This window comes from Bacteroides sp. D2, assembly GCF_025147085.1.
GTDB lineage: Bacteria > Bacteroidota > Bacteroidia > Bacteroidales > Bacteroidaceae > Bacteroides.
The window spans coordinates 4,846,533-4,864,242 of sequence record NZ_CP102261.1; the positions used below are offsets into that span (position 1 = coordinate 4,846,533).

The window sequence follows — 17,710 nt, forward strand, 5'->3', positions numbered from 1 at the left end:
TTTTAAATTATCCATATTAATGAAACAGATAAAACTGTTACTTCTTTTAGCTTCCGCCTCCGTTACGGGAGCACTTGCGCAAAGCAATGGATTGACGGATATGAGTCAGAGCCGTTTTGCGAAGATGGCGAATACCGGAATTGGTGCCGTACATTGGACGGATGGATTCTGGGGAGATCGCTTTCAGGTATTTAGCCGGACTTCCCTGCAGAGTATGTGGAACACTTGGAACGCGCCGGAGATCTCTCACGGTTTCCATAATTTTGAGATTGCTGCCGGGGTATGCAAAGGAGAGCATTGGGGACCTCCATTTCATGACGGAGATATGTATAAATGGATGGAAGGTGTGGCTTCTGTCTATGCAGTTAATAAAGATCCAGAGTTGGGCAAGTTAATGGATAACTTTATTACTTGTGTCGTAAAAGCGCAACGTGCAGACGGTTATATACATACGCCTGTTGTTATCGAAGAACTGAATAAAGGGATTGACTCTCATGCATTGGAGGATCAGCATAAACAAACGGTCATTGGAACGAAAGTAGGTGACGAGGATGAAAAAGGAGCTTTTGCCAATCGGCTGAACTTTGAGACTTATAATCTGGGACATTTGATGATGGCGGGTATTGTGCATCGTCGTGCCACCGGAAAGACTACTCTTTTTGATGCTGCTGTGAAAGCGACGGATTTCCTCTGTCATTTTTATGAAACGGCTTCTGCTGAACTGGCTCGCAATGCTATTTGTCCCTCTCATTATATGGGGGTAGTTGAAATGTACCGGGCTACCGGAAATCCCCGTTATCTGGAACTTTCAAAGAATCTGATTGATATCCGTGGTATGGTGGAGAACGGTACGGACGATAATCAGGACCGTATTCCTTTCCGCGATCAATATCGTGCGATGGGACATGCCGTACGCGCCAACTATCTGTATGCCGGAGTAGCGGATGTATATGCAGAAACCGGTGAGCAGCAATTAATGAAGAACCTGACTAGTATCTGGAATGATATCGTGACCCGGAAAATGTATGTGACCGGTGCTTGCGGTGCTCTTTATGATGGTACATCGCCTGATGGAACGTGTTATGAACCGGATAGTATTCAGAAAGTGCATCAGAGTTATGGACGTCCCTATCAGTTGCCGAATAGCACTGCTCACAATGAAACGTGTGCCAATATCGGTAATATGCTGTTTAACTGGCGGATGCTGGAGGTGACAGGGGATGCGAAATATGCTGATCTTGTGGAGACTTGTCTTTATAACAGTGTATTGAGCGGTATTAGTCTGGATGGAAAGAAGTATTTCTACACGAATCCGCTTCGTATCAGTGCCGATCTTCCTTACACGCTTCGCTGGCCAAAGGAACGGACGGAATATATCAGTTGTTTCTGCTGTCCTCCGAACACATTGCGTACACTGTGCCAGGCACAAAACTATGCATATACATTGAGTCCGGAAGGGATTTATTGCAATCTGTATGGGGCAAATACATTGACAACGACTTGGAAAGGGAAGGGAGAAGTAGCTCTGACGCAGGAAACGGATTATCCCTGGGATGGAAATGTACGCGTAACGTTGGATAAAGTTCCTCGTAAGGCGGGTACTTTCTCGCTCTTCTTACGTATTCCTGAATGGTGCGAAAAGGCTACGCTTACGGTGAATGGACAGCCGTTGCAAGTCAATGCGAAGGCAAATTCGTATGCGGAAGTAAATCGTGCATGGAAGAAGGGGGATGTAGTGGAGTTAGTGATGGATATGCCTGTACGTTTGCTCGAAGCTCATCCGTTGGCAGAGGAGATTCGTAATCAGGTGGTAGTGAAGCGCGGACCGTTGGTTTATTGTCTGGAAAATATGGATATAGCGAATGGAGAGAAGATTGATAATGTATTGATTCCTGCTGATATAAAATTGACTCCGAAGAAGATCACGATTGAGGGTAGTCCGATTGTAGCGCTCGAAGGCAAAGCGCGTCTGGCATCTGCAACTTCGTGGGAAGGAGTACTTTATCGTCCGGTGGTTCAGGCAGAGAAGACGGTGGATATTCGTTTGATCCCTTATTATGCCTGGGGAAATAGAGGAAAAGGAGAGATGACCGTATGGATGCCTCTTGCCAGATAAATCATGATACAGAAATGAAGAAATGAGGATGAGAAAGTTATTTTTAACGGCTATATGTATTTTGTGCAGTCATTGGTTATGGTCTGGTGAGATATGGGTTTCTCCCAAAGGTAATGACTTTAATGATGGAACCCGCCAGTCTCCCAAAGCAACGCTGACTGCTGCTTTACGGCAGGCGCGTGAGTGGCGGAGGACGGGAGATGACCGTGTACAGGGAGGAATCACTATTTATATGGAGGGTGGAACGTACGCTCTGTATGAGCCGGTTTTTATTCGTCCGGAAGATAGTGGGACAAAGGAATCACCGACGGTGATCCGTTCGGCAACCGATGAAAAGGTGGTGTTGAGTGGAGGAGTCCGTATCAAGAATTGGAAGAAACAAGGAAAGCTCTGGGTGGCAGATGTGCCGGCATTTAATGGGCGTCCATTGGATTTCCGTCAGTTGTGGGTGAATGGAGAAAAGGCTGTCCGTGCCCGTGATGTAGAGGATTTCGAAAAGATGAACCGTATTTGCAGCGTGGATGAAAAGAATGAAGTTCTTTATGTTCCTGCGGTTGCGGTACGCAGACTTATTGATAATAAGGGAAAATTGAAGGCTGAATATGCCGAGATGGTGATCCATCAGATGTGGTGTGTGGCTAATCTTCGGATTCGCTCTATTGAGGTGCAGGGAGATAGTGCGGCGGTACGTTTTCACCAGCCGGAAAGCCGGATTCAGTTTGAACATCCTTGGCCGCGTCCAATGGTGACGACAGACGGACATAATTCTGCTTTTTATCTGACGAATGCCCGTGAACTATTGGATGTACCGGGCGAATGGTATCACGATATGGATGCCCGTAGAGTGTATTATTATCCACGGGAAGGAGAGAAGATGCAGGAGGCGGAAGTAATGGTACCTGCCATTGAGACGTTAGTACAGGTAGAAGGTACTTTGGATCGTCCTATGTGTCATATTCGTTTTGAGAAAATTACTTTTTCTTATACTACGTGGATGCGTCCGTCGGAGAAAGGACATGTGCCTCTTCAGGCAGGTATGTATCTGACGGATGGGTACCGGATTGATCCAAAGATGCAACGGGATTATCTGAATCATCCGTTGGATAATCAAGGATGGTTGGGTCGTCCTGCGGCTGCTGTTCGGGTAGCTGCTGCCAGGCAGATTGATTTTGAGCGTTGCCGATTTGAACATCTGGGTTCTACCGGACTGGATTATGAAGAAGCGGTGCAGGGTGGTATTGTTCGTGGTTGTCTCTTTCGCGATATTGCTGGAAATGGTTTGCTGGCCGGTAGTTTTTCTCCGGCTGCTCACGAAACGCATTTGCCTTATGATCCTGCTGACCGCCGGGAAGTATGTACACACCAACAAATCAATAATTGCTATTTCACGGAAGTAGGTAATGAGGACTGGGGATGTCTCGCCATTGCTGCGGGGTATGTGAGTGATATTAATATCGAGCATAATGAAATTAGTGAAGTTCCTTATAGTGGCATCAGTCTTGGTTGGGGATGGACACAAACTGTGAATTGTATGCGTAATAACAGAGTTCATGCAAATCTGATTCATCATTATGCGAAACACATGTATGATGTAGCGGGTGTTTACACGCTTGGTTCACAGCCCAAAAGCTATGTAACGGAAAATTGTGTGCATAGTATCTATAAACCGGGGTATGTGCACGATCCTAATCATTGGTTCTACCTTTATACAGATGAGGGTTCTTCTTTTATTACTGTTCGTGATAATTGGACGGAAGGGGAGAAGTATCTGCAAAATGCCAATGGCCCCGGAAATGTATGGGAGAATAACGGTCCGAAAGTGGATGATGCTATTCGTGAACGTGCAGGATTGGAAACAGAATACAAGGATTTGCTGAATGTCCGATAGTGATTAGTCGGTTAATAATAGAAAGAATAATGAAAAAGAAATATATGATATTGCTTGGTGCCTTGTCTTTGGCAAGTAGCACATTTGCCCAGACCTGGATTTGGTATCCGGGAGATTATGAAATCTGGCTGGGAAATCAAATGAACAACCGTCGTACGGAACGGGGTGCATTTTTCCCTCCTTTCTGGAAAACGGACAGTCATTATGTAGTGGTTGAATTCAGCAAGCAACTGAATCTTTCCGAGCCGGAAGAGATTTTTATTGCTGCGGAAGGAAAGTATAATGTCAAGCTGGATGGAAAGCTTCAATTCGGTATGCCGGAGACGATGACTCTTCCTGCCGGTAAGCATAACCTGAACATCAAAGTCTGGAATCAGGCTACTCCTCCCACCATTTATGTGAAAGGGAAGACGGTGAATTCTGATTCCTCCTGGCGAGTGACTTACGAAGATAAAGAATGGATTGATGAGAGCGGAAAAGCCAGTGGTACATCTGCTACGATCTATATAGATGCCGGATGTTGGAACTTTGACGGGGCTACCCAGCTTCCTTCCCAATTCAGTCTGATGCGTGAACCGCAGCAACCTGTTGCGAAGACAGAACAGGCTGAAGGAGGTATTCTTTATGATTTTGGAAAAGAGACATTCGGATTCATCACATTGAAGAATCTTTCCGGAAAAGGAAAAATAGAGATTTATTATGGCGAAAGTCCGGAAGAAGCAAAGGATAAAGCATATTGTGAAACTTTGGACAAACTGTTGTTAGAACCGGGACAAGTGACTGACCTCGCCATCCGTAGCACTTCTCCCTTAAATAGTTCTGATAACGAATATACGTTGGAGAATAGTAAAGCTTTTCGATATGTCTACGTTACCCACGAACCGGGTGTACAAATAGGAGAAGTATCCATGCAATATGAATATCTTCCTGAAGAGTATCGTGGAAGTTTCCGTTGCAATGATGAAGAATTGAACCGTATCTGGGAAGTGGGGGCCTATACCATGCATCTCACTACCCGCGAGTTCTTTATTGACGGTATCAAACGCGACCGCTGGGTATGGAGTGGGGATGCTATCCAAAGTTATCTGATGAATTATTATCTTTTCTTCGATAGTGAATCCGTGAAACGTACAATCTGGCTGCTTCGTGGCAAAGATCCTGTGACCAGCCATAGCAATACGATTATGGACTATACTTTCTATTGGTTCCTTAGCGTATATGATTATTATATGTATAGTGGCGACCGCCACTTTGTCAACCAACTGTATCCACGTATGCAAACGATGATGGATTATGTATTGGGACGTACAAATAAAAATGGCATGGTGGAAGGTATGACCGGTGACTGGGTATTTGTGGACTGGGCGGACGGCTATCTGGATAAAAAAGGAGAACTTTCTTTTGAGCAAGTTTTATTTTGCAGAAGTCTGGAAACAATGGCTTTGTGTGCTGATTTAGTTGGGGATGAGATTGGGAAGCAGAAGTATGAGAAGCTGGCCGCTGCTCTGAAAGCAAAGTTAGAACCTACTTTCTGGAACAATCAGAAACAGGCATTTGTGCATAATCGTGTGAATGGTCAGCAAAGTGATGCTGTGACGCGTTATGCCAATATGTTTTCTGTATTCTTCCAGTATCTGAACGCAGATAAGCAGCAAGCCATCAAGAACTCTGTTCTTCTGAATGACAGCATTCTGAAAATCACAACGCCTTATATGCGTTTTTATGAATTGGAAGCTCTTTGTGCTCTGGGTGAACAGGAGGCTGTCATGAAGGAAATGAAAGCTTACTGGGGCGGCATGTTGAAGGAGGGTGCTACCTCTTTCTGGGAAAAATACAACCCTGAAGAAACTGGAACGCAACATCTTGCCATGTACGGCCGTCCTTATGGCAAGAGTCTGTGTCATGCCTGGGGAGCAAGTCCTATCTATCTGCTCGGCAAATATTATTTAGGTGTGAAACCTGTGAAAGAAGGATATAAGGAGTTTGCTATTGCTCCTGTATTGGGAGGACTGAAATGGATGGAGGGTACTGTACCCACTCCGAATGGCGATATCCATGTTTATATGAATGGCAAAACGATGAAAGTGAAAGCTACAGAAGGGGAAGGCTATTTGACAATCAATAGTCGGCGTCCACCCAAAGCAAATATCGGAATACCGGAGAAAGTATCGGAAGGAGTGTGGCGTCTCCGGATTGATTCACCCGAAGAAAGAATTGTTACCTATCATTTATAATTCATTGTTAATTAGTTAGTGGAGTAGTCCTTGATTAACGGATCCTCTTTTATAGTGGAGATTGTTAATCAGGGACTTTTTTTATTGGAATGTGTGCCACCTTTTCTAAATTTTACTACTTTTGTTTTGTGAAAGACACTTAATTGTAATACGTCTTTTGTTCTTTTGGAAAAACAATTAAACAAAATCCAAGGAATGTTAGATAAATCAGCTCAATACACTAATACAGATGACGAGAAGCTCTTTTCCTTCATAGAAAAAGGAGATAAAGGAGCTTTTACACAGGCTTATGACAGATATCATAAGCTGCTATATGTATTAGCTTACCGTTATTTAATGAATGCAGACATGGCAGAAGATGTAGTGCAACATGTCTTTGCCCGTTTATGGGAATTTAGGTCGGAACTACATGTAGGAATCAGCCTTAAAAACTATCTGTTCACTATGACGAAAAATCATGTCTTAAATCTGATTCGTAATGAGAATAGTGCAATCAGCAAGAACTATGAGATAGCACAATCGACGCCTGTCTACGAAGATAATCTGATAGAAAATCTGGAGAAGAAAGAATTGATGGCCTCTTTTTATAAAGCGGTAGATATGCTTCCGCCACAGAAACGCAGTATTTGTTTGATGAAAGTGAAAGAGGAACTAACGAATCAGGAAATAGCCGAACGGATGAATCTGTCTGTTAATACAGTCAAAACGCATTATACGGAAGCATTGAAAATGCTACGTATTCATTTAAGTAAAATGCTAATAATTGTTACTTTTGTCACACTAATGACATATTTAAGTGTCCACTATTTAAGATAAAAAGAGAATGAATCGACCCACTGATAAACAAATAGAAGAAGTGCTTGCCGGAGTTGCTACACCGGAGGATGCAAAATTTGTGGCGGAATGGTTTGCCACAGAAGAAGGGAACACTTACCTGGATGCTGTGATGACTCGGGAGGCAGAACATTTAAAAGCCGAAACGGCAGAAATATATGTGGACCATACTATACCTTCAGAAAAGATGTACCATCAGATCCAAAAGAACATATCACGCAAACAGATCAAACGTATCTGCTTCCGTGTGGCTGCAATCTTGATTCCCGTTATTTTCCTGATAGGTCTTTATATACAGATCAATTCCCGGGTGAATTTATTCGGCACTACGGAATATGAGGAAATTCGTGTTGCCAAAGGAGAGCGGATACAGATGATGTTTCAAGACGGGACACGAGTTTATATCAATTCGGATTCCTGGTTGAAGTATCCTAAAAAGTTCGGATTGAGTAAGCGGGAAGTTTTCCTGGTGGGAGAAGCCTATTTCGTGGTAGCCAAGAATAAAAAACGTCCGTTTATTGTTAATCTGAACGGACCTTCCGTTCATGTACTGGGTACTTCTTTTGATGTACAAGCCTACCCGGAGAATAAAGACATTGTGATCTGTCTGGATGAAGGACATGTAAATCTGACTCTCTCCTCTGCAAAAAAATACCCGTTACTGCCGGGCGAGAAACTGATATATAATAAAGAAAGTGACCAGTGCCGGATAATCAAGAACGATCATTCAAAGCAAGTCTCAATGTGGAAAGACAATGTGATTTCTTTTAAAGATACTCCTCTGGCAGAAGTGGTCAAGGTTCTGAACCGCTGGTATAATGTAAACTTTAAGATAGAGGATGAGCAAGCATCGAAATATGTATATACGTTGACCTCGGATAATACGATACTGGAGAAAGTGCTTCAGGATTTGGAAAAGATTGCGCCGGTAAAATTTGAATATGATGAAGTCCGGAAAGAAGTGACAGTCCGAATGAAATAGGACGGAAAGAAGTAAAATATACTGGATAGGATAATAGAATGAGGACAGGCTGTGTATATACGCAGCCTTTACTGTTTTAGAATAAGAATGTTATGAAATAAATTAGGCTTATGCAAAAAAACTCTTTTTTCTCTCACCCGCTTTTTTGACTTGTGTGTCTACTAAGCATAAATGAGATTTTAAATCTAAGTTTAACTTTAATCAAAGCAAGTAGTATGAAACACAAAGTTCTGCTCATATTGTTGCTGGGGATAATCATAAGCGTGTCCGCTTCTGCCCAAAAGGTGACAATAAATCTTAAACAAGTAAAGCTGGAGAAAGTATTCTCTGCTATTACACAGCAAACTGGTCTTACGGTGGCTTATAGCCGTACGATCGTCAATCCGGATCGAATAGTGACGGTAGAAGCAAAGAATCAGGAGTTATCTAAAGTTCTGAATGATTTGTTTCTCGGTACTAACGTAAACTATGAGATCGGAAAAACAAAAATTTATTTGAAGGAGAAAGTTACGGATTTTGAACAACAAACCAGTAATGCGAACAAAAAAAATATATCCGGTCGGGTAGTCGATGAGAAAGGAGAGCCGATTATTGGCGCCAGTGTGATGGTGCAAGGCAGCTCTTTGGGTACAATAACGAATGTAGACGGACGTTATACTTTGGCTAATGTTCCCGAAAGCAGTACGATTACAGTCTCATATATCGGATATATTACAGTTAATTACGCTGCTACCAGCAGAAATCTGTCTCAAGTAGTTCTCCGCGAAGATAGTAAGACACTGGAAGAAGTGGTAGTGGTGGGATATGGTACGCAAAAGAAAGTAAACCTGACTGGTGCCGTTGCTATCGTTTCGGGTGATGAACTGACGACCCGTTCTGCTGCCAACTTATCACAGCTTCTGCAAGGTTCTGTACCGAATATGAACGTAAACTTTAGTTCGGGACGTCCCGGACAAGGGGGAAGTTTCAATATCCGTGGTGTCAACTCAATTAGTGCAGATGCAGCACCTCTGACTATCATTGATGGAATCGAGGGAGATATAAATAAGGTAAACCCCAATGACGTAGAATCCATCAGTGTTTTAAAGGATGCTTCGGCTGCTGCCGTATATGGTGCCCGTGCTGCTTATGGAGTTATTTTGGTTACAACCAAGAATGGAAAGATAGGAAAGACCAATGTCAGCTATAACGGTCGTTTCAGTTTTGGTGAAACGACAACTTCTACGGATTTTGAGACGCGTGGTTATTATTCGGCCGGTATCAATGATATGTTCTACAAAACATACCAGGGCGTCCCTTATACACATTATACCCAAGAAGATTACCATGAATTATGGATTCGCCGTAATGATAAAGTGGAAGATCCTTCCCGTCCATGGGTGGTAGAAAAAAACGGAGAGTATAAATATTACGGCAACTTTGACTGGTATAATTGTTTGTTTGATAATACCCGCCCTACTTGGGAGCATAACTTGACGGTTTCGGGAGGAACCGAAAAAGTGAAGTACATGCTATCAGGCAACTACTATAATCAGAAAGGAATTATCAGAATAGATCCGGACCGTTTTAAGAAATATACGTTCCGTTCGAAAATCATTGCCAATATCACTTCCTGGTTTGAATTAAGTAACAATACTTCCTATTACCATTCTGAATATACCTATCCGGGACTATCGGGAGTGAATGACGTTTTCACCAGAGCCGGGCGGCATGCTTTGGCAAGTATTGTGCCGATGCATCCGGATGGAACTCTGGTTTACAGAACAGGTCTGACAGACACAGGAGAAGTGGCAGATGGTGTGAGTGCCGTATTATTGAATGGCGGCCACCATAACCGGGATCGTGAATATGAGTTTGTAACTACGTTCGAGGCCGTATTGAAACCCATCAAACATTTTGAGGTTCGTGCAAACTACAGCTGGGCGCATTACAACCAGCAGAATTTGAATCGTTCCGTAGATGTATTATACTCCAGAAATCCGGGAGAAACAATCACAATGGATAACGGACGTACCAGAGGCAATTATTTGTCGGAAATACAAAACAACCAGATACGCCAGACTTTCAACTTATACGGGACGTATGACAATACCTTCGCAAATGCACATTCTGTAAAGGTCATTGTGGGAGGTAACTATGATTATAAGTATTTCAAGAAACTGGGAATGAAACGTAACGGGTTACTCTCTGAATCTCTCGATGATTTTAACCTGGCAAAAGGTGATGATATATCCATAACCGGGGGACAAGAGGAATATGCTATTCTTGGTTTTTTCTATCGTTTGAATTACGGATATAAAGACCGCTATCTATTTGAAGCCAGCGGACGTTATGACGGTAGTTCCCGTTTTCGTCGAGGACATCGTTTCGGTTTCTTCCCGTCGTTCTCTGCCGGATGGCGTGTCAGTGAAGAAGCCTTCTTTACACAAGCCAAAAACTATGTAAGTAATCTGAAACTAAGACTGTCTTACGGATCATTGGGAAATCAGAAAACAGTAGGCTATTATGACTATCTGCAACTGATTAATACCGGAGCGGTAATGAACTATGCTTTCGGAGATACTACGAAAGGCGATTATGCCTATGAGTCAGCTCCGAACTCTACCGATTTGACCTGGGAAACTGTAATCACAAAAAATATAGGTTTGGACTTGGGTTTTCTTAATAACCGTTTGAATGTATCTTTTGATGCATATATTCGTGATACCAAAGATATGTTGATGGCAGGAAAGACTTTGCCTGGCGTATATGGTGCATCTTCTCCCAGAATGAATGTGGCAGACTTGCGTACGAAAGGGTGGGAAGCATCTATTACTTGGGGAGATAGTTTTACTTTGGCAAGCAAGCCTTTCAACTACCGGATAATGGCTGGTATCGGAGATAACACCTCCAAAGTGACAAAATATGATAATCCCAACCGGACGCTGACTGATCCTTACGAAGGACAGCAGTTAGGCGAAATATGGGGATACGTAGTAGACGGTTATTTTAAAACGGATGAAGAAGCAAGGAATTATAAAGTGGACCAATCGTTCGTTAACCAAATGATTAATGCAAGCGCTTTGGATAATGGACTTCATGCCGGTGACCTCAAATTTGTCGATTTGGATGGTAACAACAAGATTGAGCAGACAACATCGGCTAATGACCGGAAAGACATGAAAGTGATCGGTAACTCATTGCCGCGCTATAATTATAATTTCGGAATCTCTGCAGATTGGTATGGAATTGATTTTTCAGTTCTTTTTCAGGGCATTGGCAAACAAAATTGGTATCCTGGTGCTGAAACGTCCATGTTTTGGGGACCTTATTCCCGACCATACGCTAGTTTTATTCCTTCCGACTTTATGAGCCAGGTATGGAGTGAAGAAAATACAAATGCTTATTTCCCACGTCCCAGAGGATATGTGGCTCTCGGTAGTAATCGTGAATTGGCAGTGGTTAATACTAAATATTTGCAGAATCTGGCTTATTGTCGGTTGAAGAATCTTTCTATTGGTTACACATTGCCGGATAAATGGCTTTCTAAAATAGGTTTCGAGAAAATACGTGTTTACTTTAGTGGTGAGAACTTGCTGACATTCACTAAGCTACATTCCGATTATATTGATCCGGAACAAGCATCGGCAAGTAACAGCTGGAAAACAAGTAAAAGTGACGCAAATATTTATCCCTGGGCAAAGACATACTCTTTTGGTGTAGATATAACGTTCTGATAATAATGAATATAAAGGAATATAGTATGAAAATAATGAAATATACATTGTGGGCGACTGTTGGTCTGTCGTTGTTATTTGCTTCTTGTGAAAGCATATTGGATATAAATCCGAAAGATCGCTTGACGACTAAGGATTATTTTACGAATGAAGAGCAATTACGATTATACAGTAATCAATTCTATTCGAATAACTTCCCGGGTGATGGCGATATTTACAAGGATAATGCTGATGTGTTGATCGTATCACCTTTGGACGATGAAGTGAGCGGACAACGTGTCATTCCGGAAACGGGTGGAGGATGGAGTTGGAGTGCACTGCGATCAATTAATTTTTTATTGGATAATCTGGGAAACTGTAAAGACCAGAAAGTGCGCGACAAATATGAAGCCCTGGCACGCTTCTTCCGTGCTTATTTTTATTTTGAAAAGGTGAAACGTTTTGGAGATGTACCTTGGTACGATAAAGTACTCGGCTCGGATGATGCTGATTTATACAAAGCCAGGGATTCACGCGAATTTGTGATGGGAAAGATAATGGAAGATCTTAATTTTGCCATAGAGGTTTTTAAAGAAACCAACCGGACAAAAGAACTTTATCGTGTAACCTGGTGGACTGCCCAGGCATTAAAGTCACGTGTAGGATTATTTGAAGGTACTTATCGTAAATATCATGGATTGGGTGATTATGAGAAATACTTGAATGACTGTGTAAGTGCCTCTAATGAAATCATGACTGCTTCCGGAGGATATTCATTGTATCAATCCGGCTCACAGTCCTATCGTAATCTCTTTAAATCCGAGAATGCGATTGATGCGGAAATCATATTGGCAAGGGATTATAATAATGATTTGAGTCTGGTTCATAAAGTACAAGCTTTTGAGAATTCTCCGACATTAGGCCGCCCCGGACTTTCGAAAAAACTGGTCAATTATTATTTAATGAAGAACGGCAACCGTTTCACCGACCAGCCCAATTATGCAACAATGGAATTCAAGGATGAAATAGTCAATCGTGATCCGCGTTTAGCCCAAACAATCCGTACTTCAAATATAAATATGAATGTCACGATGACCGGATACCACCTGCTGAAATATGCAAATGATAATATGAGCTATACAGGTGATTCAAGCAATGACCTTCCTCTGTTCAGATTGGCAGAAGTTTATTTGAACTATGCCGAAGCAAAGGCAGAATTAGGCACACTGACGCAAACTGATATCGACAATACGGTAAATAAATTGCGGACACGTGCAGGAGTCACGGGAAAACTGAATATGAACGCAGCAAACCTTTCTCCGGACCCTTATATGTGTGCTCCGGAAACCGGTTATGTGAATGTCACAGGAGATAATAAAGGGGTGATTCTGGAAATCCGCCGGGAACGTGCGATAGAGTTGGTCATGGAAGGCTTCCGTTATTATGATTTGATGCGCTGGAAAGAGGGGCAATGTATGGCCCAATCCTTTAAAGGGTTTTATCTTCCTGCTACAGCTATCAACAAAGCGTACGATATTGATGGAGACGGAACAAATGATGTCTGTTTCTACACCACATCTTCGCAACCCAATGTTGGAAATGTGACGTATGTAAAATTGGCTTCCGATGGAAGCGGCACCTCATTGTCGGAAGGTAATTATGGTAATTTACTGTGTTACAGCTGGATTGATCGTACATGGAATGAGAACCGTGATTATCTGTATCCGGTACCAAGACAGGAAATAACACTATCTGACGGTGTTGTAACCCAAAATCCGGGATGGAATGAATAACAAGTATAAAAGATATAAATAATAGATTTATGAAAAAGATAGTAATATATACATTGATTTCCTTCATATTCTCTGTTTTTGCCAGCAGTTGTGAAGATAATAAAGACAATTCATTGTACTATCCTGATTTCACGTGGGATACAGGAGATGGAGAGGAAGACGAAGACCCCGTAACTGAAACGTCCATGCGTGTAGCAACTTATAACTTACAGGTGGAGACTGGTACAGGATGGACTAACCGACGGGAACGTGTGGCACAATTAATCAAAGACTACGATTTTGAGATTTGTGGATTCGAAGAAGCCAGTTGGGAACAACGTTCCTACTTAGGAACTCAACTTGCGAGTGATTATCAGATTCTCGCTTATGGTCGTGACACTGGAAATGACGATAACAAGGCAGGAGAGATGAGTGGCATTTTATATAAGAAGAGCCGCTACACATTACTGGATGCCGGACGTTTCTGGTTTTCCGAAACTCCGGACATTCCTTCCAACGGATGGGATGAAACAAATTTCAAACGTTTCTGTGTATGGGGAAAATTCAAGGATAGCAAGACTCAAAAAGAATTTTATCTTTTTGAAACTCACATGCCTTTGGCTGATAATGCTAGAAAACACGCATGCCAAATGCTGGTGGATGCAGTTTCCGATAAAGCAAAAGACAATACTCCCGCATTTTGTACCGGCGACTTTAATGCTACTCCTGATGCTCCCGAAATAGCCACTACGATTTGCCAAAGTGGTATATTAAAAGATGCATATCGGGAAGCGGCCGTTCAGCATGGAGCTCTCTTTACATTTCCTTCTAAAAAGACCAGAATTGATTTTATTTTTGTGAAACATGCTACGGTGCTTTCTACCCGCACTATTGTCAGTTCTTTATCCGATCATTATCCTATGGTGATCGTAGTAGAAATCTAAAATAAAAATGAAGATTATGAAAAACAAATTTTATCATATAAGTACATACTCGGTAATGAGATATTGGACCATTTTATGGATGGCTATTTTATCTTTCTCATGCTCTGATTTTAATCCGATGGATTCCTATAGCCGTATTCCGCCGGATAGAAACACAGACATAGATGACGGAGACGAGGGTGACGGAGCAGGCGGGCTTTTTGAAAAAGGTTATGGAACAGTGAACAAGCCCTATCTCGTTATGGATGTGATACAGATTCAGAATATGAGTGAGGCTTTGGTGAAAGGAAAGATGATTTATTTCCAATTGGGAGCTGATATTGATATGAAGTCTATATCTAATTGGGATCCATTGAACCCAACCGGTGACTATTATATCTATTTTGATGGAAATAATCATATTATAAAGAATTTCACCTGTACAGACAAAGCGTATGCCAGTTTTTTCGGTATTTTGGCCGGGACTTGTAAAAATGTCGGTTTCTATAATGCCCATGTAGAAGCAGCTACTAATAGTGGGGCAGGGGTTATCGGCGGTTATATCGGAGTGAAAGCTCCGAACGCTGTAGAGAAGACAGGGCAGGTGGAAAACTGTTACGTCTCCGGAAAAGTGAAAGGAAAGTATGCTGGTGGAATAGCTTCCCGTATGGGTAGACCGTATGGAGGACAGATTTGTTATATCAAAAACTGTTATTCTACAGCAGAGGTTATATCTACAGGAGATGAATGTGGAGGTATTGTAGGTTCTATGTATGAAAACAGTGAGGTGTCATATTGCTATTCTACAGGTGTATTAATTGGTGCCAATTCAGTGGGAGGTATTGCTGCCCTTCCTTCCGAAGGAGCTAAAATTACTTCCTGTGTTGCTTGGAACTGGAAAATGACAGGACCTGCTGCTAGATCTGGACGTATCTGTGGAGTTTTGTCTCAAGGTGAAAATGGACATCAGGCAGATCCTGTCGCATCTGAATGTTATGCATGGGAGGATATGGTTTGTACAGGATTTTCTCCGGAGGATAATGTAGGCTCCGTTTCGACAGGAAAATATGATGGAGTGGGCGAAAGTGTCCTGACTTTGCAGAATAGCATTGCCAATTGGGGGACTCCATGGCATAATGTTGGGAATATAGATATGGGATTCCCTATTTTAGAGTGGCAATTGGATAGAGGAGATTATGCTAGTTATGGAGGACATGACAACGAACCGGAAGGAGATTTTGCCAATGGAGACGGAACTCAAAATAATCCTTATGTGATTGCTAATGCTATCCATATTCAGAATATGAGCAAAGCTCTCATTGAAAAACAAACGACTTATTTTGTCTTGAGTGCAGATATTGATATGCAAGGAATCAAGTGGACGCCTCTGAATGATGCTAATGGTTACCATAAATGGATTGATTTTGACGGACGCAACCATGTGGTTAAAAACTTAACTTGCGAATCGGGTACGTATAGGAGTTTCTTCGGGGTATTGTGTGGAGAATGTAGAAATGTGGGATTTGTGGATGCAAATATCTCATCTTCGAGCACAGGTATTGGCATTATAGCCGGTTATGTAGGGTTAGCTGCCGGTGCGGAAAACTACACAGGCAAGATAACCAATTGCTATACTAGTGGAATATTGAAAGGGTCGGGAGCAGCAGGTGGAATTGGTGGTGTACTTGGTGGTTCGGGATATATCAAAAATTGCTATTCCAGTGCTACTGTTATCGATCAGATTGCTAACAATACAGGTAAAGCCGGGGGAATCATCGGAAGGGTGAATGGCAATGCCAGTGGAAGCAGTATTGAGAACTGTTATTCTAGTGGTGATATTAGTGCCATAGGTGGAGGAAATGTAGGAAGTATAGTGGGCAAAATAGATAAAGGTAAGCTAACTGTTAAGAATTGTGTTGCCTGGAATACGATGTTGACCAGTACTGATAAAACAAAAATAGGACGTATAGTTGGAGGTACCGCTAATACTGCTTATGAAAACTGCTATGCTTATGATGGTATGATCCTGAAAGCAGGAGAAACTATATTTACCGTTTCAGATGAGACATCACCGTCCGGTAGTAGCTTCCAGGGAGTAGCTAAATCTACTAACGAACTGAAAAGTACTGTCATAAGCTGGGATTCTTCTCTTTGGAAAGAAGGGAACAATGGCTATCCGGTATTTAAATGGAGTAAATAAACTGATATTTAATAATTTGTAATATGAAGTGCTTTATAAATAAGAAATATTATTTCCTGTTTTTGATTTTACTTTTTGCCGGAGAACTTCCGGCAAAATCTTTGAACTTAGACAAAACGAAACCGGAAGATATTATTCGCCTTGCATCTTATAACATCCGCACCAAAGGAGACAAGGGGGATAAGGCTTGGGAAGTTCGTCTGAATGCATTGGTGGATGTTGTGCGACGGAATAAATTTGATATGTTTGCCATACAGGAAGGACGTACCTCTCAATTAAAAGATATGATGATCTTGAACGAGTTTTCTTATATCGGTCGTGATCGTGACGGGGATAATAAAGGAGAACATTGTGCCATTTTTTATAAAAAGGATCGTTTTAAGGTGTTGAAACATGGTGATTTCTGGTATTCGGAGACTCCTGACATACCTTCTTATGGTTGGGGAGCACGTTGTCGTCGGATTTGTACTTGGGGATATTTTAAAGACCTCCGGACTGGGAAGAAATTCTATGTGTTTAATTCGCATACGGATCATGAAGCAACAGAAGCAAGACGACAATCTTCGTTTATGTTGTTGGAACAGGTAAGGAAAATCGCTAAAGGTAAACCGACCTTTTGCACCGGTGATTTTAACGCTACTCCAGACGAAGAGCCGATACAACTTCTCCTGAAAGATAGTTTATTACTAGATTCATATGAATGTACTCTGACACCTCCCAAAGGACCGTCAGGTAGTTTTTATGCCTATGACAAAACAAGAAACATAGCTAAGCGTATAGATTTTATTTTTGTGACTCCAAAAATAAAAGTACTTTCTTATCACACCATTGATGATGATATAAAGTATAATAAATATTCTTCAGATCATTTTCCTGTAATGGTGGAAGTGCTACCGAAATGAAAAAAGGAATAAACTTTGAATAGTTATAAGACAATCAAGTTGTAAAGGTCGTTCATAGCCATAAATGTATAGATATATTTGTATATATCGCATTAACGTTGTTTCGACCTTTACACTATTTCCTTTTTTCTCATACAAGATGCTAACAAACTCATAGAACGTTT

At 41.8% G+C, this 17,710-nt stretch carries 10 protein-coding genes; all 10 read left to right on the forward strand.

Translation table 11 applies throughout. From position 1 onward, the window contains the following. Positions 1-19: 19 nt before the first annotated feature. Complete coding sequence (locus tag NQ505_RS17705; RefSeq protein WP_259825630.1) at positions 20-2,116, forward strand: glycoside hydrolase family 127 protein; 2,097 nt, start codon at positions 20-22, stop codon at positions 2,114-2,116. A gap of 28 nt (positions 2,117-2,144) precedes the next feature. Continuing rightward, positions 2,145-4,004, forward strand: a complete 1,860-nt coding sequence (locus NQ505_RS17710) for a right-handed parallel beta-helix repeat-containing protein (protein ID WP_032853589.1) — start codon at positions 2,145-2,147, stop codon at positions 4,002-4,004. Positions 4,005-4,033: 29 nt separating this feature from the next. Continuing rightward, positions 4,034-6,238 carry an alpha-L-rhamnosidase C-terminal domain-containing protein gene (locus tag NQ505_RS17715; protein ID WP_008999578.1) on the forward strand — a complete coding sequence of 735 codons (2,205 nt, stop codon included), beginning with the start codon at positions 4,034-4,036 and terminating at the stop codon, positions 6,236-6,238. 195 nt (positions 6,239-6,433) lie between these two features. Beyond that, on the forward strand, positions 6,434-7,054 hold the full coding sequence (locus NQ505_RS17720) for an RNA polymerase sigma factor (RefSeq protein WP_004310318.1): 621 nt from the start codon (positions 6,434-6,436) through the stop codon (positions 7,052-7,054). A gap of 7 nt (positions 7,055-7,061) precedes the next feature. Then, positions 7,062-8,054: a FecR family protein gene (locus tag NQ505_RS17725; protein WP_008999581.1), complete on the forward strand. Its 993-nt coding sequence runs from the start codon at positions 7,062-7,064 to the stop codon at positions 8,052-8,054. Positions 8,055-8,269: 215 nt separating this feature from the next. Further along, positions 8,270-11,770: a TonB-dependent receptor gene (locus NQ505_RS17730; RefSeq protein ID WP_008999582.1), complete on the forward strand. Its 3,501-nt coding sequence runs from the start codon at positions 8,270-8,272 to the stop codon at positions 11,768-11,770. A gap of 26 nt (positions 11,771-11,796) precedes the next feature. Beyond that, complete coding sequence (locus NQ505_RS17735) at positions 11,797-13,542, forward strand: RagB/SusD family nutrient uptake outer membrane protein (RefSeq protein ID WP_008999583.1); 1,746 nt, start codon at positions 11,797-11,799, stop codon at positions 13,540-13,542. A gap of 29 nt (positions 13,543-13,571) precedes the next feature. Continuing rightward, the gene (locus NQ505_RS17740; RefSeq protein WP_004325982.1) at positions 13,572-14,465 is read left to right on the forward strand and encodes an endonuclease/exonuclease/phosphatase family protein; all 894 of its coding nucleotides are present in this window, start codon (positions 13,572-13,574) and stop codon (positions 14,463-14,465) included. 16 nt (positions 14,466-14,481) lie between these two features. Further along, positions 14,482-16,644: a hypothetical protein gene (locus NQ505_RS17745; protein WP_008999584.1), complete on the forward strand. Its 2,163-nt coding sequence runs from the start codon at positions 14,482-14,484 to the stop codon at positions 16,642-16,644. A 23-nt stretch (positions 16,645-16,667) separates the two neighbouring features. Then, complete coding sequence (locus NQ505_RS17750) at positions 16,668-17,546, forward strand: endonuclease/exonuclease/phosphatase family protein (protein ID WP_008022240.1); 879 nt, start codon at positions 16,668-16,670, stop codon at positions 17,544-17,546. Positions 17,547-17,710 lie beyond the last annotated feature (164 nt).